This window comes from Aeromonas sp. QDB03, assembly GCF_027707985.1.
Lineage (GTDB): Bacteria > Pseudomonadota > Gammaproteobacteria > Enterobacterales > Aeromonadaceae > Aeromonas > Aeromonas hydrophila.
Genome location: NZ_JAPCJG010000005.1, coordinates 214888 through 232986, shown reverse-complemented (window position 1 = coordinate 232986; position 18099 = coordinate 214888). Strand labels below are relative to the sequence as shown.

15 protein-coding genes are annotated in these 18099 nt (G+C 62.5%); 7 read left to right on the top strand and 8 right to left on the bottom strand.

Annotated features, from left to right (window positions below; all coding sequences use genetic code 11):
* Nucleotides 1-15: 15 nt before the first annotated feature.
* From infB to PG900_RS14500, 6 genes are all read left to right on the top strand, one after another.
* Nucleotides 16-2709, top strand: coding sequence for a translation initiation factor IF-2 (gene infB, locus PG900_RS14525; protein WP_016351718.1), 2694 nt, complete (start codon nt 16-18; stop codon nt 2707-2709).
* Nucleotides 2710-2764: 55 nt separating this feature from the next.
* Nucleotides 2765-3199 (top strand): 30S ribosome-binding factor RbfA, encoded by a 435-nt coding sequence (gene rbfA, locus PG900_RS14520; RefSeq protein ID WP_011707073.1) that lies wholly within the window; start codon nt 2765-2767, stop codon nt 3197-3199.
* Nucleotide 3200: 1 nt separating this feature from the next.
* A complete protein-coding gene (truB, locus tag PG900_RS14515; protein WP_270831701.1) occupies nt 3201-4160 on the top strand; it encodes a tRNA pseudouridine(55) synthase TruB in 960 nt (319 codons plus the stop codon).
* Nucleotides 4161-4304: 144 nt separating this feature from the next.
* Entirely contained in the window at nt 4305-4574 is a 270-nt protein-coding gene (gene rpsO, locus PG900_RS14510) for a 30S ribosomal protein S15 (protein ID WP_005298162.1), read from the top strand.
* A 167-nt stretch (nt 4575-4741) separates the two neighbouring features.
* A complete protein-coding gene (gene pnp, locus PG900_RS14505; RefSeq protein WP_011707071.1) occupies nt 4742-6880 on the top strand; it encodes a polyribonucleotide nucleotidyltransferase in 2139 nt (712 codons plus the stop codon).
* A 126-nt stretch (nt 6881-7006) separates the two neighbouring features.
* Nucleotides 7007-8218, top strand: coding sequence for an MFS transporter (locus tag PG900_RS14500; RefSeq protein WP_333563444.1), 1212 nt, complete (start codon nt 7007-7009; stop codon nt 8216-8218).
* Between the two features lie 9 nt (nt 8219-8227).
* Here PG900_RS14500 and PG900_RS14495 read toward each other — a convergent pair whose 3' ends face one another.
* Entirely contained in the window at nt 8228-9310 is a 1083-nt protein-coding gene (locus tag PG900_RS14495; protein ID WP_168966652.1) for a protoglobin domain-containing protein, read from the bottom strand.
* Nucleotides 9311-9444: 134 nt separating this feature from the next.
* Entirely contained in the window at nt 9445-9798 is a 354-nt protein-coding gene (locus tag PG900_RS14490; protein ID WP_011707068.1) for a DsrE/DsrF/TusD sulfur relay family protein, read from the bottom strand.
* Nucleotides 9799-9976: 178 nt separating this feature from the next.
* Between PG900_RS14490 and PG900_RS14485 the strand changes: the two genes are divergently transcribed.
* Nucleotides 9977-10351, top strand: a complete 375-nt coding sequence (locus PG900_RS14485; protein ID WP_270831699.1) for a DUF1090 domain-containing protein — start codon at nt 9977-9979, stop codon at nt 10349-10351.
* Nucleotides 10352-10420: 69 nt separating this feature from the next.
* Here the strand turns inward: PG900_RS14485 and fumC are convergent, their stop codons facing one another.
* The 6 genes from fumC to PG900_RS14455 form a co-directional block, all read right to left on the bottom strand.
* Nucleotides 10421-11815 (bottom strand): class II fumarate hydratase, encoded by a 1395-nt coding sequence (gene fumC, locus PG900_RS14480; RefSeq protein WP_270831698.1) that lies wholly within the window; start codon nt 11813-11815, stop codon nt 10421-10423.
* Between the two features lie 73 nt (nt 11816-11888).
* Nucleotides 11889-12617: a dipeptidase PepE gene (pepE, locus tag PG900_RS14475; RefSeq protein ID WP_041216229.1), complete on the bottom strand. Its 729-nt coding sequence runs from the start codon at nt 12615-12617 to the stop codon at nt 11889-11891.
* Nucleotides 12618-12809: 192 nt separating this feature from the next.
* Complete coding sequence (locus PG900_RS14470) at nt 12810-14618, bottom strand: carbon starvation CstA family protein (RefSeq protein WP_024944260.1); 1809 nt, start codon at nt 14616-14618, stop codon at nt 12810-12812.
* A 220-nt stretch (nt 14619-14838) separates the two neighbouring features.
* Nucleotides 14839-15576 carry a two-component system response regulator BtsR gene (btsR, locus tag PG900_RS14465; RefSeq protein WP_045528292.1) on the bottom strand — a complete coding sequence of 246 codons (738 nt, stop codon included), beginning with the start codon at nt 15574-15576 and terminating at the stop codon, nt 14839-14841.
* Nucleotides 15570-17264, bottom strand: a complete 1695-nt coding sequence (locus tag PG900_RS14460) for a sensor histidine kinase (protein WP_202009181.1) — start codon at nt 17262-17264, stop codon at nt 15570-15572. Before PG900_RS14460 ends, btsR begins: the two co-directional genes overlap by 7 nt.
* 222 nt (nt 17265-17486) lie before the next feature.
* The gene (locus PG900_RS14455) at nt 17487-18098 is read right to left on the bottom strand and encodes a response regulator transcription factor (RefSeq protein ID WP_270831696.1); all 612 of its coding nucleotides are present in this window, start codon (nt 18096-18098) and stop codon (nt 17487-17489) included.
* Between the last annotated feature and the right edge of the window lies 1 nt (nt 18099).

Genomic DNA, 18099 nt, shown 5'->3' with positions numbered 1-18099 from the left:
AACGGAGGAAAATGAATGGCAGAAGTATCAGTCAAACAACTTGCCACTGACATCGACACACCGGTTGATCGTCTTCTCCAGCAGTTTGTCGATGCCGGTATCAGCAAGAGCAAGGCCGACGACATGGTCAGCGAGTCTGAGAAACAGACACTGCTGGCCCATCTGAAGAAACAGCATGGAGGTGACGAGGTCGCCGCACCTGCCCGCATGACCTTGCAGCGCAAGACCAAGAGCACCATCAGTGTTCAGGGGACTGGCGGCAAGAACAAGGAAGTGCAGGTAGAAGTGCGCAAGTCTCGCACCTATGTAAGACGTTCGGCGCTGGAAGATGAACAGCGCCAGGCGGAAGCCGAGGAAACAGCGCGTTTGGAAGCAGAAGAAAAAGCTCGTCGCGAGGCCGAAGAGAAGGCCCGTCTCGACGCTGAAGAGAAGGCTCGCCGTGAGGCTGAGCAGGCTCGTCGTGAAGCTGAGGAAAAGGCGCGGATCGAGGCACAACAAAAGGCTCGACAGGCTCAACAGCCCGCCAAAGCAGCCGGTAGCACAGCTCAGCAAGAGGCAGAAAAGATGGCCAAGCGCGAAGCAGAAGAACTGAAGCGCCAACAAGAACAAGCAGCCTTGACCAAGGCTGAGGAACTCGCCGCGAAGAAAGCCGAAGAGGCTCGTGTCATGGCGGAACAGAACGCAGCCCGCTGGGCTGAAGAAGAAGCCGCTCGCGCCAAAGAGAGCAGCGATTACCATCTGACCACCAACAAGCACGCTCAGGCGGCTGAAGATGAGTTGGATCGTAAGGAAGAGACCAGCCGCCGCACTGCCGCTGCTGCCAAGGGCCCGAAAAAGGCCGGTCGTCGTGAAGACGATCGCGATGCGCGCAATCCGCGTGCTCGCAAGGGCAAGCGTGGCAAGGTTGCCACTCCGAACGCCATGAAGCACGGCTTCAACAAGCCGGCGGCCGCGGTGAACCGCGACGTGGTGATCGGCGAGACCATCACTGTGGCCGACCTGGCCAACAAGATGGCCGTCAAGGGCGTTGAAGTCATCAAGGTGATGATGAAGATGGGTGCCATGGCCACCATCAACCAGGTGATCGACCAGGAGACCGCTCAGCTGGTCGCCGAGGAGATGGGTCACAAGGTGGTGCTGCGTCGCGAGAACGAGCTGGAAGAGGCGGTACTGTCCGATCGTGACGAGACCTCCGAAGCCAAGCCGCGCGCGCCGGTCGTGACCATCATGGGTCACGTTGACCACGGCAAGACCTCGCTGCTGGACTACATCCGTAAAGCCAAGGTTGCCGCGGGCGAAGCCGGTGGCATTACCCAGCATATCGGTGCTTACCACGTCGAAACCGACAGTGGCATGATCACCTTCCTGGATACCCCGGGTCACGCGGCGTTTACCTCCATGCGTGCTCGTGGTGCCAAGGCCACCGATATCGTGGTGCTGGTCGTTGCTGCCGATGATGGCGTGATGCCGCAAACCATCGAAGCCATCCAGCACGCCAAGGCCGCTGAAGTGCCCTTGGTGGTGGCGGTCAACAAGATCGACAAGCCGGAAGCGGATCCGGATCGCGTCAAGACCGAGCTGGCCCGTTACAACGTCATGTCCGAAGACTGGGGTGGCGATTGCCAGTTCGTCCATGTCTCCGCCAAATCCGGCCAGGGCATCGATGACCTGCTGGAAGCCATCCTGATCCAGTCCGAAGTACTGGAGCTGAAAGCGGTGGTTGATGGCATGGCCAACGGCGTCGTGATCGAGTCCTTCCTCGACAAGGGTCGTGGTCCGGTTGCTACCGTGCTGGTACAAGAAGGTACCCTGCGTCAGGGCGACATCGTGCTGTGCGGCCTGGAATATGGTCGTGTCCGTGCCATGCGTGACGAGCTGGGTCGCGAGATCAAGGAAGCGGGTCCGTCCCTGCCGGTGGAAATCCTCGGCCTGTCCGGTGTTCCCTCTGCCGGTGACGAAGCCACCGTTGTGCGTGACGAGAAGAAAGCCCGTGAAGTGGCGCTCTACCGTCAAGGCAAGTTCCGCGAAGTCAAGCTGGCTCGCCAGCAGAAGGCCAAGCTGGAAAACATGTTCGCCAACATGACCGAGGGCGAAGTGTCCGAAGTGAACGTGGTGATCAAGGCCGACGTACAGGGTTCCGTGGAAGCGATCTGCGATGCCCTGGTCAAGCTCTCCACCGACGAAGTGAAGGTGAAGATCGTGGGTTCCGGCGTGGGTGGTATCACCGAGACCGACGCTACCCTGGCTGCCGCGTCCAGCGCCATCCTGGTGGGCTTCAACGTCCGTGCCGATGCCTCTGCACGCAAGGTCATCGAGGCCGAGAGCCTGGATCTGCGTTACTACTCCGTCATCTATGACCTGATCGACGAAGTGAAGCAGGCCATGAGCGGCATGCTGGCCCCCGAGTACCGTCAGGAAATCATCGGTCTGGCCGAAGTGCGCAGCGTGTTCAAGTCACCGAAGTTTGGTGCCGTGGCCGGCTGTATGGTCACCGAAGGTGTGGTCAAGCGTTCCAACCGCATTCGCGTTCTGCGCGACAACGTGGTTATCTATGAAGGCGAGCTGGAATCCCTGCGTCGCTTCAAAGATGACGTCAACGAAGTCAAGAACGGCTACGAGTGTGGTATCGCGGTCAAGAACTACAACGACGTACGCGAAGGCGACCAGATCGAAGTTTACGAGACCGTTGAAATTCAACGGACTCTGTAAGGCTGGAGTCAGATTAAATAGGGGGCCGCGGCCCCCTTTTATCGCAGGATAGAATATGGCCAGAGAATTTAGCCGGACCCGTCGGGTCGGACAGCAGATCCAGCGTGAAATCGCGCTCATTCTGCAGCGCGAGGTCAAGGATCCGCGCATCGGCATGGTGACCGTTTCCGATGTGGAAGTGTCCCGTGACCTCAATTACGCCAAGGTGTATGTCACCTTCTTGCAGCTGGAAAATGATGCCGAGCGCATCAAGGAAGGGCTCAAGGCGCTGACGGAAGCCGCTGGCTACATCCGCAGCCTGCTGGGCAGCGCCATGCGTCTGCGCGTGGTGCCCGAGCTGCGTTTCTTCTACGACCAGACCCTGGTCGAGGGGATGCGTCTCTCCAACCTGGTGACCAACACCATCCGTGAAGACAAGCGTCGCATGGCCGAATCCGGTCGTGAAGAAGACGATGCCGCGCCGGATGAAACTACTGAGGATAACGCCTGAGATGTCTCGTAGACGTCGTTTCAAGGGCCGTGACGTGCACGGTATCCTGCTGCTGGACAAGCCGACCGGGCTGACCTCCAACGATGTGTTGCAGAAGGTCAAGCGGATCTACAACGCCGCCAAGGCCGGCCACACCGGCGCCCTGGACCCACTGGCAACCGGCATGTTGCCGATCTGCCTCGGCGAAGCCACCAAGTTCTCCCAGTATCTGCTGGAAGCGGACAAGCGCTACGAGGTGACCGCCAAGCTGGGCGAGCGCACCAATACCAGCGACTCCGATGGCGAGGTGGTCTCCACCCGGCCGGTGAACGTGGCCGTGGGTACCCTGATCGAGTCGCTGGACCAGTTCCGCGGCCCCATCATGCAGGTGCCGTCCATGTACTCCGCCCTCAAGCACAACGGTCGCCCGCTCTACGAGTACGCCCGTGAAGGCATCGAGATCGAGCGGGAAGCCCGCCCCATCACGGTGTTCGAGCTCAAGCTCATCAGCTTTGAAGGGGATGAGGTCAAGCTGGAGGTGCACTGCAGCAAGGGCACCTACATCCGCTCCCTGGTGGATGACCTGGGGGAGGTGCTGGGCTGCGGCGCGCACGTCACCCAGTTGCGTCGTACCCAGGTGGCCAGCTACCCCTATGAGCGGATGCTGACCCTGGAACAGCTCGAGTGCATCTTCGAGCAGGCCAAGGCCGAAAGCATTCCGCCGCGCGAGCAGCTGGATCCGCTGCTGCTGCCGATGGATACCGCCGTGGCAAGCCTGCCCGAGGTGAACATGCTGGCCGCCGTGGCCGCCTATGTGAACCAGGGCCAGGCCGTGCAGGTCGCCGGAGCGCCGCAGAGCGGTCAGGTGCGCATGACGGTCGGTCCGGAGCGCGAGTTCATCGGCGTGGGCGAGATCGACGAAGAAGGGCGCGTGGCGCCCAAGCGTCTGGTGCGTTATCACGACGAACACGACGAGGAGTGATCCTCAGGCGGTATCGACGCGTGTTGGCCGTTGTGGCTCTTTCCCGTTGCGTAAAGTGACGGGGACGATTATGATACCGCCCTCATTTCACGGCTGAATTAGAGATTGGCTGTGAACCTTTAAACACTCTACTGGAGTAATACCATGTCTCTAAATGCTGAGATCAAAGCTCAAATCGTTGCTGACAACGCTCGTTGCGCCAACGACACCGGCTCCCCCGAAGTGCAAGTTGCCCTGCTGACTGCCCAGATCAACCATCTGCAAGGTCACTTCAAGGAGCACTCCAAGGATCACCACGGTCGTCGCGGTCTGCTGCGCATGGTTTCCCAGCGTCGTAAGCTGCTGGACTACCTGAAGCGTAAAGACGTTCAGCGTTACGCTGCTCTGATCGCCAAGCTGGGTCTGCGTCGTTAATCGACCATCAGATTTTGCGAAAAAGGGGAACCTCCGGGTTCCCCTTTTTTATTGCGCGTCAGGCTGTTGCCGTCCTCACAGAATTTGTGTCGCTGCTTACCTTTTGCATCGAATCAAGTATACTTGCACGCGAATTTAAAGCGCCAAATTGTAAAAAGGAAATTCACGTGAATCCTATTGTAAAGTCATTCCAGTACGGTCAGCACACCGTCACTCTGGAAACCGGAGTGATGGCCCGTCAAGCCACTGCGGCCGTCATGGTCAGCATGGACGATACCTGCGTATTTGTGACCGTAGTTGGCAAGAAAGAGGCCGATCACGGCCGTGATTTCTTCCCGCTGACCGTCAACTACCAGGAGCGTACCTATGCTGCTGGTCGTATCCCGGGTGGTTTCTTCCGTCGTGAAGGCCGTCCGAGCGAAGGCGAGACCCTGATCTCCCGTCTGATCGACCGTCCTATTCGTCCGCTGTTCCCGGAAGGCTTCCTCAATGAGGTTCAGGTGGTTGCCACCGTCATGTCCGTGAACCCGGCCGTTTCTCCCGACATCGTTGCCATGATCGGTGCCTCCGCGGCGCTGGCCATCTCCGGTATCCCGTTCGGCGGCCCGATCGGTGCAGCCCGCGTGGGTTACATGAACGGTCAGTATGTGCTGAACCCGACCACTACCGAACTGCCGCAGAGCGATCTGGACCTGGTAGTTGCCGGTACCGCCAACGCCGTGCTGATGGTTGAATCCGAAGCGGCCATCCTCTCCGAAGAGGTGATGCTGGGTGCGGTAGTATTCGGTCATGAGCAGATGCAGGCCGTTATCAACGCCATCAACGAATTCGCTGCCGACGTCGGCACCAAGCCGTGGAACTGGACTGCTCCAGCCGTCAACGAAGCGCTGAAAGCCAAGGTTGCCGAGCTGGCGACAGCTGAGCTGGGTGAAGCCTACCGCATCACCGAGAAGGCCGTGCGTTACGAAACCATCGGTGCCATCAAGGCTCGCGTGGTTGAGCAAGTGATCGCTTCCGGCGTGGAAGAAGATGCCAAGAAGATCGGCGAAGAGTTCCACAGCCTGGAAAGCCGCATCGTCCGTGGTCGCGTCGTCCGTGGCGAGCCGCGCATTGATGGTCGTGATCCGGAGATGATCCGCGCCCTCTCCGTCGCCACCGGTGTACTGCCGCGTGCCCACGGCTCCGCCCTGTTCACCCGTGGTGAAACTCAGGCCATGGTCGTTGCCACCCTGGGCACCGAGCGTGACGCCCAGAACATCGACGAGCTGACCGGCAACCGCGCCGATCGCTTCATGCTGCACTACAACTTCCCGCCATACTGCGTCGGTGAGACCGGCATGATGGGTAGCCCGAAACGTCGTGAAATCGGTCACGGTCGTCTGGCCAAGCGCGGCGTTGCTGCGGTGATGCCGAGCGCCGACGAGTTCCCGTACGTGGTACGTGTGGTATCTGAAATCACCGAATCCAACGGCTCCTCCTCCATGGCCTCCGTCTGTGGTTCCTCCCTGGCGCTGATGGACGCCGGTGTGCCGATCAAGGCCTCCGTTGCCGGTATCGCCATGGGTCTGGTGAAGGAAGAAGAAGGTTTCGTCGTGCTGTCCGACATCCTGGGTGACGAAGATCACCTGGGCGACATGGACTTCAAGGTTGCCGGTACCACCGAAGGTGTGACTGCGCTGCAGATGGACATCAAGATCGAAGGCATCACCAAAGAGATCATGGAGATTGCCCTGAAGCAAGCTCGTGGTGCTCGCCTGCACATCCTGAAAGTGATGGACGAAGCCATCCAGGCACCGCGTGCCGAGATCTCCGATTTCGCCCCGCGCATCCACACCATCAAGATCAACCCGGAGAAGATCAAGGACGTCATCGGTAAAGGTGGTTCCGTGATCCGTGCCCTGACCGAAGAGACCGGCACCAACATCGAGCTGGATGATGACGGTACCGTCCGCATCGCCGCCGTTGACGGTGATGCCGCCAAGGAAGCGATCCGCCGTATCGAGGCCATCACCGCCGAGATCGAAGTGAACCGCATCTACGAAGGCAAGGTTGTGCGTCTGGCTGACTTCGGTGCCTTCGTCAACATCCTGCCGGGCAAGGATGGTCTGGTGCACATCTCCCAGATCACCGATGCACGCGTGCAGAACGTGGCCGACTACCTGAAGATCGGTGACGTGGTCAAGGTGAAGGTACTGGAAGTGGACCGTCAGGGCCGCGTGCGTCTCTCAATCAAGGAAGCGAACGCCCCGACCGAAGCCGCAGCCGAGCCGGCTGTTGCCGCCGTCGAAGAGCCGGCTGCCGAATAAGCCGCCGAGCCGTGAAAAAGCCGACCTCAGGGTCGGCTTTTTTTATATTTGCGACTTGGCGTTGTTGCTTTTGAGACCTGTTGTTATAACGAAAGGCTTCCCGCGCGACGGGCAACAAGGAGCAGTGTGATGTCGTGGGCCCTCCTAAGGCAGTTTCCTCCCCTGGTCTGGACCGTAATCCTGGGCACCTTCATGGTGCGCACCAGCTATTACATGGTCTGGCCGTTTCTCTCCATCTTGCTCTATCGGGAGTATGGCCTCTCGGCGACCGCCATCGGTGCCATGCTGGGGGCGACTGCGGCTATCTCCACCCTGGTCAGTTTCTATGGTGGCTGGCTGTCCGACAAGCTGGGGCGGCGCAACATCCTGCTGGCGGGTTGTCTGGTCTCGGTGCTCTGCTACGGCCTGCTTGGCTTCTCCCATTCGGTGCTCTGGCTCGGACTCGGGGTACTCGGCAGCGGCCTCTCCTCCGGGCTCATCGATGCGCCCGGCAAGGCGTTGATGGCTGACAGCCTGGCTTCGGCCAAGGCCCGCGAGCTGGCGCTGCACCTGCGCTACTTCCTGCTCAACCTGGGTGCGGCTCTCGGCCCCCTGCTGGGGGTGACCCTTGGCATCAGTGCCCAGCAGCAGACCTTCCTGCTGCTCAGTGGCAGCTATCTACTGCTGGGGGCTGCCTTTCTCTGGGGATTTGCCCAAAGCAGGATAGTGGCGACCCACGGCAGCGAGCTGGGCTTGCGTGCGGCCATCAAGGTACTGTGGCTGGACCGGGTCTTCTTGCTGCTGGTACTGGCCAACCTGCTGATGAACCTGGTCTATTCCCAGTTCCACTCACCGCTGGTGCAGTACCTGACCCGGGCCGGGACGCCAGAGGTGGCGAGCCTCATCGCCCTTCTGGTGGCCACCAACGCCCTGACCGTGGTGCTGCTGCAGTTTCCCCTGCTGCACCTTCTGGCCCGCTGGCCGGGCAAGGTGCGCCTGCAGGTCGGTATCACTCTGTTTCTGGGGGCTCAGGTGCTGTTTGCGCTGGGGGATCCGCAGCAGTGGTCACACTGGGTCGGGGCCGTACTGATGTTGAGCGTAGGGGAGACCATACTGTTTCCGCTGCTCAACGTGCTGATCGATCAGATGTCGCCTCCGCATCTGAAGGGGAGCTACTTCGGTGCCGGTGCGCTGGCCGGGCTGGGTGGGGCCATCGGTGCTTTGCTGGGGGGCTGGATCCTTGCCGAGTGGGGCGGCCAGGCACTCTACGTGCTGATGGCGGTGCTCTGCCTGTTTACTTTCCTGCTCTATGAGTGGGGCGCCCGCATTGCGCGTCCGGAACGGATTCGGGTCAAGTAGGATTGAGCCTCAGTGTGTCCCCTTCTGGTTGACCTGCTTCATCGCCTTTTTGGCGGCATACATGCGCTCGTCGGCCAGCCTGATCAGGCTGTTGCCCTCATCGAACTGGACAGGCCCGGTCTGTACCAGGCCGATGCTGAGGGTGACGTCGCTGATCTGCTCGCTCAGCGCATTGTTGAGGCGGGGCAGGAAGACATCTCTGGCCTGCTCCTCGTTGCAGTTGGGCAGGATCAGGCAGAATTCGTCCCCGCCGTAACGGAAACAGCAATCCTCCGCCCGTGAGACCTTGCGAATGCAGTCGCCGACGATGCGCAGGATCTCGTCCCCGCGCTGATGGCCCTGGCTGTCGTTGATCTGCTTGAAGTCGTCGATGTCGAGATAGGCGATGACCACCGGCTCTGAGCGGCGCTGGCAGGTACGCAGGGTGCGGGTCAGGTTCTCCTGCAGGTGGCGTACGCTGAGCAGGCCGGTGAGGGCATCGGTCCGGCTCATCTCCTCCAGCTGCTGGGTGCGCTCGCGTACCTTCTCCTCCAGTGCCTTGGCGTAGATCTCCGATTTCTCCTTGGAGGACTCTATTTCCGATACCAGGCTGCGGATATAGGTCTCGAACACCAGGGTGATGTCGAACAGGAACAGTTTGTCGAGGGCGGTCAGCATGGTGACCCGCTCCTGCTCATCGGGGATCTGGGCGAAGATATCCTCAATGAGCAGCCCCTTGAGGGTGTTGATGGCGGCCAGATAGAGCTTGGGCTCCACCCCGATCCGCTTGTGCACCAGTCCGATCCGCAGCCGGTTGTTGACGTATTCCAGGTCATACAGGCCGCTGAACAGATCGAGAATATAGCGGCGCTGTGCCGCCCGCAGCCGGGTGAGGGTATCGGCGTCGCCGATCAGCAGGGCAATTTCGGTGATCGCGGTTTGAAGGGTGTAGAACTTGTCGACCAGGGCATCGATGTGGGGCTCGATTTTAGGGCGATAGCTGGCGAGCAGGGCGAAATCCTGCTCATCCAGCAGCAGCAGCTCCTTGCGATGGGCGATTTCGAACTCTGTGATCCGCATCTGCTCCAGCAGAGTCTGTTCAGTTGGATTCATGACAGTTTCCCGAGCGAAAATAGAGGCGCACGCATTGTTATGTAACTGACAGTGTAGACATTAACAGCCCAAGGCTGGTTTTCAAATGGCGCAGGATTGTTGCAGATCAACGCCTGCGCCCGGTTCTCGCACTGCTAGAAGGTCAACACCTTGTCGGCCGCCAGTGTCCACTGGGCCAGCAGCGGCAGGGTGCCGATCTCGATCCCCTCGATGAGCGGCAGCGCCGTGATGCCACGGGCATCGGTACAGGTCTTGCAAAGGCGAATGCTGATCCCCTGAGCCAGCAGGATCTCCAGCATCTGGCGCAGGTTGTAGCCCTCGGCCGGTGCCTGGCCCGCCAGTGCGGCGCTGACGGCATCTGACATCAGAAACAGTTTCAGGTTGGCACCGCCCTGTTCGCGCAGGGCGATGGCCAGGCGCAAGGCATTGAACAGGGATTCGCTGCCATAGGGGGCGCCGTTGGCGATGATGACAATCTCTTGATTCATAACAGACTCCTTGATGAAAGTAGCCATTGTAGGCCCATCGGCACCCGGTTGGCGTGATGTCGCACAAACTCTGTCGTAGCGATTTGCCCGTGCCTTGACCCTGCTGGCCGAGTACGGTCTGATAGGCGGCCATCAAACATGACAGGGGTACGAGGTCGTTATGTGGAAGGTTATCGGAATGAGCATGCTGCTGTTGGCCGGCCAGGCCTATGGCAGTGAGGCCGTTGGCTGCAAGGCGCGCCAGCAGGCCGTCAAGGATCAGCTGGTGTTTGCCAAGGCGCACGACAATGCGGATCAGGTCGCCGGGCTGGAGCGGGCCCTGCGCAATATCGAGACTCACTGCACCGACGCCGGCCTGTTCAAGGAGCAGCAGCAGCGGGTGGCCGAGCTCAAGGAGCAGGTCAACGAACGGTTGGTCGAGCTGCAAAACGCCAGGGTGACGGGCAAGCCCGACAAGATCGCCAAGAAGCAGGCCAAGCTGGAAGAGGCCCAGACCAAGCTGCTGGCCGCCCAGCGCGAGCTGGATGCCCTGAGCAAGCTGCTCAAACCCTGACTCATTGATGAAAAAAGAAGCCGGCGCAGTCCGGCTTCTTTTTTATCTCGTGTTTCCCGCCGTGCTGGCTCAGCCGCCGCGCCGACCCACCATGTCGGCCGGCACCACCCAGGCATCGAACTGCTGCGCCGTCAGGTGGCCGGAGGCAATGGCCGCCTCCCGCAGGCTGAGCCCCTCATGGTGGGCCCGCTTGGCGATCTCTGCCGCCTTGTCATAGCCGATATGGGGGTTGAGCGCCGTCACCAGCATCAGGGAGCGGGCCAGCAGCTCGTCGATGCGGGGCTGGTTCGGGGTGATGCCGACGGCGCAGTGGTCGTGGAAGCTCTGCATGCCGTCCGCCAGCAGCCGCACGCTCTGCAGAAAATTGTGAGCGATCATCGGCCTGAACACGTTGAGCTCGAAGTTGCCGCTGGCGCCGCCGATGTTGATGGCCACATCGTTGCCCATCACCTGGGCGCACAGCATGGTGAGCGCCTCGCACTGGGTCGGATTGACCTTGCCGGGCATGATGGAGGAGCCTGGCTCGTTTTCCGGGATGAGCAGCTCTCCCAGCCCGCTGCGGGGGCCGCTCGCCAGCCAGCGCACGTCGTTGGCGATCTTCATGAGGGAGGCGGCCAGCGTCTTGAGGGCGCCGTGGCCATGGACCAGGGCATCGCTGGCCGCCAGCGCCTCGAACTTGTTGGGGGCGCTCACCAGCGGTAGGCCGGTCTGCTCGGCCAGGGTGGCGGCCACCGCCTTGGCGAAGCCGGGCGGGGTGTTGAGGCCGGTGCCGACGGCGGTGCCCCCCAGCGCCAGCTCGCACAGATGGGGCAGGGCGGCCCGGATATGGCGCTCCCCCTGCTGGAGCTGGGCGACCCAGCCGGAGAACTCCTGCCCCAGGGTGAGCGGGGTGGCATCCTGCAGATGGGTGCGGCCTATCTTGACGATGTCGTCGAAGGCCGCCGCCTTGCCGGCCAGGGTAGTGCGCAGGGTCGCCAGGGCGGGCAGCAGGTGCCCGGTGATGGCCGTGACGGCCGCCAGGTTCATGGCGCTCGGGAAGACGTCATTGCTCGACTGGCTCTTGTTCACCTCGTCGTTGGGGTGCACCAGCCGCCCCTCGCCACGGGTGCCGCCAAGCAGCTCGCTGGCCCGGTTGGCCAGCACCTCGTTGAGGTTCATGTTGGTCTGGGTGCCGGAGCCGGTCTGCCATACCCGCAGCGGGAACTCCTCATCATGCTGGCCGCACAGGATCTCGTCGGCGGCACTCATGATGGCCTGCGCCGTGCGGGCGGGCAGCAGTCCGTTGGCGTGGTTGACCCGGGCACAGGCCGACTTGATGCGGGCCAGGGCGTGGATCAGCGCCATCGGCTGGCGTTCGCCGGAGATGTCGAAGTGTTGCAGGGAGCGCTGGGTCTGGGCTCCCCACAGCCGATCGGCCGGCACGGCGATCGCGCCGAAGCTGTCGTGTTCAGTCCTGATCTTCATCTCATCCTCCCTTCATTGCGAAAAAAGGGGCGACATCCTGCGCCCCTGCGGGTTTTCAGCCGGTCAGCGCCATTCAGCCGCGCGGGCGAAACGGCGTCAGCTCGGCCAGCGGTGCGGCCGTGCTGAACTCCTGGGTGGTCTCGGCGTGCTTGAAGATTTTGAAGCCTTCGCCGCGGGCGCTCCAGTATTCGATGTGCTCGCCACTGACCTGGAGCAGGCTTGCCTCGCGCAGGGCCACCACGTGTTCGCTCGGGTTGATGGCGCAGAACTCGGCCAGGCGCTCGTCGCGGGTCTCCCCCATGTGGCCGCTGATGCTGGCGTCCAGATAGTGGGGGTTGATCTGCAGCGGGAACAGCCCCAGCGCAGGCAGCACGGCGGCGCTGCAGACCGGCATGTCGTTGGTGGTGCGGATGCTGGGGGTCGCCACGTTGCAACCGGCGCTCCAGCCCACATAGGGCACGCCCCGCTCGCGCACGGCGCGCTGGATGGGCACCACCAGGCCGTTCTCGTGCAGCAGCTGGTTGAGGCGCCAGGTGTTGCCGCCGCTGATGAAGATGGCGTCGGCATGGTTGATCGCGTCCACCGGGTCATCGAACTGATGGATGCTGATGGCCTCCACCCCCAGGCTCTCGCTGAGCTCCAGGGCGCGGGCATCCCAGTCGCTGCGGATCACCGCGTAGGGGATCAGCAGGATGCGCTTGACCTGTTTGCGGGCGAGCAGGGTCTGCACCCGATCCCGGGCCCAGCCGAGCAGGCCCGGGCATTCGGTGGCTTTGCCGTTGCTGAGAAGAAGCAGTTCCATGAAGCGTGTCCTCGATAAGTGAAAGCGCGAAGAGGTCACCGGCCCCAGGCCGGGTGACGGAAGCCCCCATTCTAGCCCGATCGCTGCTCGGGTTCTGTGATCGATGGCGCCATGTACCCTGATGAGACCGTTTTTTGAGCGCCAGATGCAACAAACCCCGGCATGCCGGGGTTTGTTGTTGCAGCGGATGGGTCAGCTGGCGCTGGCCGGGGCAATCCGGAACTCGGGCTGCTGGCGCAGCTTCCACAGCTCAATCCACTTGCGGATGGCCGACACCAGGATGACGGCGCCCAGCCCCAGCATCAGCAGCGAGATGCCGCCGTTGAGCAGGTTGTAGCCCTTGGCTTCCGGGTTGAAGTAGACGTGGCTGACCATCCAGTAACCGGCGTAGTTGACGGTGACGAACAGGTAGGCCAGCGGAATGAGGCAGGTCAGCATGTAGCGGCGCTTGCTGGCCAGTCGCAAGATGATGGTGGCACCTATGATGAGGCCCACCGAGGCCATCAGCTGGTTGGATACCCCGAACAGCGCCCACACAGATCCGATGTCGCCGGACATCAGCAGGTAGCCCCACATCACGCAGGCGAGCACGCTGGCGCCGATGGCGCCCGGCATCCAGTCGATGCGCTTGAGGGGTGGGTAGAACTCGCCGAAGAAGTCCTGAATGAGGTAGCGGGAGACCCGGGTGCCGGAGTCGACGGCAGTCAGGATAAAGACCGCTTCGAACATCACCACGAACTGGAAGAAGTAGGAGGCGAGGTTACTGAACCAGGGCACCTTGGTGAAGATGTAGGACATGCCCACCGCCAGGGTGACGGCGCCGCCGGTGCGACCGTTCAGATCCATGCCGATCTCCTGGGAGAGGAACGGCAAGTCCACCACCTGCATCCCCAGTTTGGCGAAAGCCTCCGGCGTGGCGTTGATGGCGAAGTAATCCGCCGGGTGCAGGGCAGTGGCGGCGATCAGCGCCATCACGCCCACCACGCACTCGGCCAGCATGGCACCAAAGGCGACCGGCAGGATGTCGCTCCACTTGTCCACCAGTTTCGGGGTGGTACCTGAGCCGATAAAGGCGTGGAAGCCGGAGATGGCACCACAGGCGATGGTGATGGAGATAAAGGGCCAGACCGGGCCGCCGAGTACCGGGCCGCCGCCGTGGACGAACTGGGTCATGGCGGGGAACTGGATCTCCGGGTTGATGCAGATAACGCCGATGACCAGGGCGCCGAATACGCCGATCTTCATAAAGCTGGAGATGTAGCCACGCGGGGTGAGCAGCAGCCAGACCGGCAGCGCGGTGGCGAAGAAGGCGTAGACCGGCAGCGCCAGACTGATGGTCTCGGCACGCAGGGTCAGCCAGGCACCGAAGGCGCTCTCCTGCACGTAGGGGCCGAAGAAGACGCAGGCCAACACGGCGATGAAGCCCACCCAGGAGGCCGCTTGCAGGTTGCCGGTCAGCTTGTGCCAGATCCCCACCACCATGGAGATGGGAATGGTCATGAACACCGCGAACACGCCCCAGGCGTTACGCTCCAGCGCGTGCACCACCACCATGGAGAGACCCGCCATGGTGATGGTGATGATGAACAGCATCGCAAGGCCGGTACACCAGCCGGCGATGGGGCCGAGCTCGGCCTTGGCCACCTCGGAGAGGGACTTGCCCTGATGCTTCATGGAGGCGAACAGCACCACGGTGTCGTGCACCGCGCCACCGATGACGCAGCCGATCAGCAGCCAGAGAAAGCTCGGCAGGTAGCCGTACTGGGCGGCCAGGACCGGGCCCACCAGCGGGCCGGCGGCGGCGATGGCCGCGAAGTGCTGGCCGAAGTTGACCCACTTGTTGGTCGGCACATAGTTCTTGCCATCCTCCAGCTGGTGGGAGGGGGTGACCAGCTTGTCGTCGGCCATCAGCACCTTGCGCACAAAGAACACGCCGTAGAGGCGATAGGCGATGGCGAGGATGCAGAGGGCCGCAATGACGAAAGTGATTGCGTGTTGCATGACGGAGTTTCCTTTTCCTGCGGCCAATCCGGCCGGGCTCAGGCTGCACTCTACTGATGCGGCAGGGAAAGGGGAGCGCAGAAAAGGTCAGTGGCAGAGGGCCGCCCGCGAGCGGCAGAAAAGCGGCCCCGAGCGGTTTGAGGGATGAGCCGGCGGGCGTGGGAGGCGGGTGAGTGGTAACGGGCAGAGCAGGAGCGGAGTGAGTGGCCCGCTCCCTCCCTCAGGGGATCTCCAGCAGCTCCTTGAGGGGCTTGAGGTAGCGGCGGCTCACCGGCACCTTGTGGCCGCCCTGGGTTACCACCTCCGCCAGGCCGCCGTCCAGCAGCAGGATCTCGCGGATCTGGCCGGGGTTGAGCAGGTATTGGCGGTGACAGCGCACGAAGCCGGTCTTCTCCTCCAGGGTGCGCAGGGTCAGCTCTGTGGTGCCCTGCTGCTGGGCGCTCACCACCTTGTTGCCGGCCAGATCGCTGTGGACGAACTCCACCTCGCCAAGGGGCAGCAGCAGGATGCGGTTGTGGCCGCTGCAGGGGATGCTGCGCAGGGGCTGGGCGATGCGGGTCGGGTCCGGCAGCGGCTGGCCTGCCAGCTCACCTTTTGGCGAAAGCAGTCGCTGGATGCGCTCCAGGGCCTTGTTCATCCGCTCTGCCGTGACCGGCTTGAGCAGGTAGTCGAGGGCGTTCTCCTCGAACGCGCGCAGGGCAAACTCGTCGTAGGCGGTGATGAAGACGATGTGGGGGCGCAAGTCCGGGTCCAGCATGCTCACCAGCTCCAGCCCGTTGATGCGCGGCATCTGGATGTCGAGAAACAGCAGGTCGGGCTTGAGGCGATGGATGGCGGGAAGCGCCTCCATGGCGTGGGCACACTCCCCCAGCAGGCGGATGTTGCCCGCCTGCTCCAGCAGCAGCCGCAGCTCCTCGCGGGCGAGGGGTTCATCGTCGACGATCAGGGCGGTCAGCATGGGCTCTCCTGCAGGGGAAGGGTGATCCTCACCCGGGTGGATTGATGGGGCTCGCAGTGAATGGTGACCCCATACTCGGCGCCGTAACGGGCCTTGATGCGCCGATCCACTATGTTCATGCCAAGGCCGCTCTCCTCCCGTTTGGCCTGATAGAGGCCGGCGTTGTCCTCTACCTCCAGCACCAGCTGCTCGCCCTCCTGCCGCGCAGTCAGGGTCAGTTTGCCCGGCTCGAACATCTGGGAGATGCCGTGCTTGATGGCGTTCTCGACGATGGGCTGCAGGGAGAAGGTGGGCAGCCGGTACTCCAGCAGCGACTCGGGAATATGGATCTGCACGCTCAGGTGCTCGGCGAAGCGGGCCTGCTCGATGTGCAGGTAGGCGTTCACGTGCTCCAGCTCGTCGGCCAGGGTCACCTCGTCCCCTTGGCGCTTGAGGTTCTTGCGAAAGAAGGTGGAGAGGTGGTGCACCAGGGTGCGGGCATCCTCGGGGTCGCGCCGGATCACTGCCGCCAGGGTGTTGAGGGCGTTGAACAGGAAGTGCGGGTTGATCTGCGCCTGCAACAGCTTGATCTCCGACTGGGCCAGCAGCCGCTTCTGCTCGTTGTATTTGCTGGCCAAGATCTGGCCGGAGAGCAGCCTGGCAATCCCCTCTCCCAGGGTGCGGTTGATGGAGGAGAAGAACTTGCGCTTGGGCTCGTAGAGCTTGATGGTGCCCACCACCGAGCCCTCTTCCCCCCGCAGCGGAATGACCAGCGAGGAGCCGAGCCGGCACTGGGGATGCAGGTTGCAGCTGTAGGGGATGAGGTTGCCGTCGGCATAGACCACCTCGTTGTGCTGGATCGCCTTGAAGGTGTGGGCCGAGTTGATGGCGGTGCCCGGCAGGTGGTGATCCTCGCCGATGCCGATAAAGGCGAGCAGCTTCTCCCGATCGGTGATGGCCACCGCACCGACCCCGGTCTCCTCGTAGAGGATGCGCGCCATCTGCTGACATGCCTGCTGGGTGAAGCCCTTGTCCAGCACCCGCATCGCCCGCTCGGCGATCTTGAGGGCGCGGGCGGAGAAGGCAACCGAGTACTTCTCCAGCATGGCGCGGTGATCGAGGATCATCCGCATGAACATGGCGGCCCCCAGGGTATTGGCCACCAGCATGGGGGCGATGATGTTCTCGATAAGGTGGATGGCATCATCGAGGGGACGGGCCACCAGCAATATGATGCCCATCTGCATCAGCTCGGCGACGAGGGCCACCGAGCCGACAACCCAGGGGCTGAACAGCAGGTCGAGCCGATGGCGGGCGACGAAGTGGCGGTGCACCAGGCCGCCGAGCAGCCCCTCGGCGATGGTGGAGAAGGTGCAGGCGAGCGCGGTAAAGCCCCCCAGTGAATAGCGATGAATGCCGCCGGTGAGCCCCACCAGCAGCCCCACCACCGGGCCGCCGACGATGCCGCCGAGCACGGCGCCGATGGCGCGGGTATTGGCGATGGAGTCCTCGACCCTGAGGCCAAAATAGGTACCCATCACGCAGAAGCCGGAGAAGATGAGGTAGCAGAGGATCTTGTGGGGCCAGCTCAGGGTCACCTGGGTGAGCGGCATGAACAGCGGCGTCTTGGAGAGCAGCCAGGCGATCACCAGATAGACACAGAGCTGCTGGAAGAGAGATATCACGAGCGCGAATTGTTCGAAAGCCACGGCACACTATCTCGAAAGGGGATGCTCATCCAATGGACGCGGAGTATTAGCAAACCCCGATTTGCGCTGCAAGCCGCGGGCGCCGGAATAGCGCGCCTGCGCACAGATTTGCCGGCACCCTGAGCCAAAGGCATCCCCTGTGCGGCAGATGGGACTGGGCATAGGCCCGGCAAGTGGGTCACTCTCCCGGCCTGGTTCAGGGGCCTGGATTAGTGGCCCGGCTCAGGGGGCTGAATGGACGTTTGCATAGAGCAGCATCAGTTCGGCCAGGGAATCGACCTCGAGGCGTTTCATCAGGCTGGCGCGGCACACCTCGACGGTGCGCACCGAGATGCAGAGATCCTGCGCTATCTGCTGATTCTTGTGTCCCCGGGCGATGAGCTGCAGCAGCTGGTGCTCGCGCGGGGTGAGCCGCTGATAGGCGGCCAGCTGGGTGAAACGGGTGGCCGCGCTCAGCGTCGCCTGCTCGGCCCGCTCGATGGCGGTGAGCAGGGGGGCCAGCTGCACCGGCTTTTGCAAGAAATCCACCGCCCCCAGCTTGAGGGACTCCACCGCCAGTGGCACCTCGCCGTGGCCGGTGAGAAAGAGGATGGCGATGGGGCTCTGGGCCGCCTTCAGCCGCTGCTGCACCTCGGGGCCAGAGAGCCCCGGCATGCGGCAGTCGAGGATGAGGCAGGCGGGCTGGTGCAGATCGACCTCTGCCAGAAAGCGCTCGCCATCGGCAAAGCTGAGCAGCTGCCGCTCGTCGCAACTTTCCAGCATGAAGCGCAGGGAGTCGAGCACGGCCTCGTCATCGTCGACCAGATAGAGCGGGGGGCGGGAGGGGGACGTCATC

Coding starts and splice junctions, on each gene's coding strand:
- infB (WP_016351718.1), top strand. CDS start 16: ATGGCAGAAGTATCAGTCAAACAACTTGCCACTGACATCGACACACCG.
- rbfA (WP_011707073.1), top strand. CDS start 2,765: ATGGCCAGAGAATTTAGCCGGACCCGTCGGGTCGGACAGCAGATCCAG.
- truB (WP_270831701.1), top strand. CDS start 3,201: ATGTCTCGTAGACGTCGTTTCAAGGGCCGTGACGTGCACGGTATCCTG.
- rpsO (WP_005298162.1), top strand. CDS start 4,305: ATGTCTCTAAATGCTGAGATCAAAGCTCAAATCGTTGCTGACAACGCT.
- PG900_RS14495 (WP_168966652.1), bottom strand. CDS start 9,310: ATGAATCCAACTGAACAGACTCTGCTGGAGCAGATGCGGATCACAGAG.
- PG900_RS14490 (WP_011707068.1), bottom strand. CDS start 9,798: ATGAATCAAGAGATTGTCATCATCGCCAACGGCGCCCCCTATGGCAGC.
- PG900_RS14485 (WP_270831699.1), top strand. CDS start 9,977: ATGAGCATGCTGCTGTTGGCCGGCCAGGCCTATGGCAGTGAGGCCGTT.
- fumC (WP_270831698.1), bottom strand. CDS start 11,815: ATGAAGATCAGGACTGAACACGACAGCTTCGGCGCGATCGCCGTGCCG.
- pepE (WP_041216229.1), bottom strand. CDS start 12,617: ATGGAACTGCTTCTTCTCAGCAACGGCAAAGCCACCGAATGCCCGGGC.
- PG900_RS14470 (WP_024944260.1), bottom strand. CDS start 14,618: ATGCAACACGCAATCACTTTCGTCATTGCGGCCCTCTGCATCCTCGCC.
- btsR (WP_045528292.1), bottom strand. CDS start 15,576: ATGCTGACCGCCCTGATCGTCGACGATGAACCCCTCGCCCGCGAGGAG.
- PG900_RS14455 (WP_270831696.1), bottom strand. CDS start 18,098: ATGACGTCCCCCTCCCGCCCCCCGCTCTATCTGGTCGACGATGACGAG.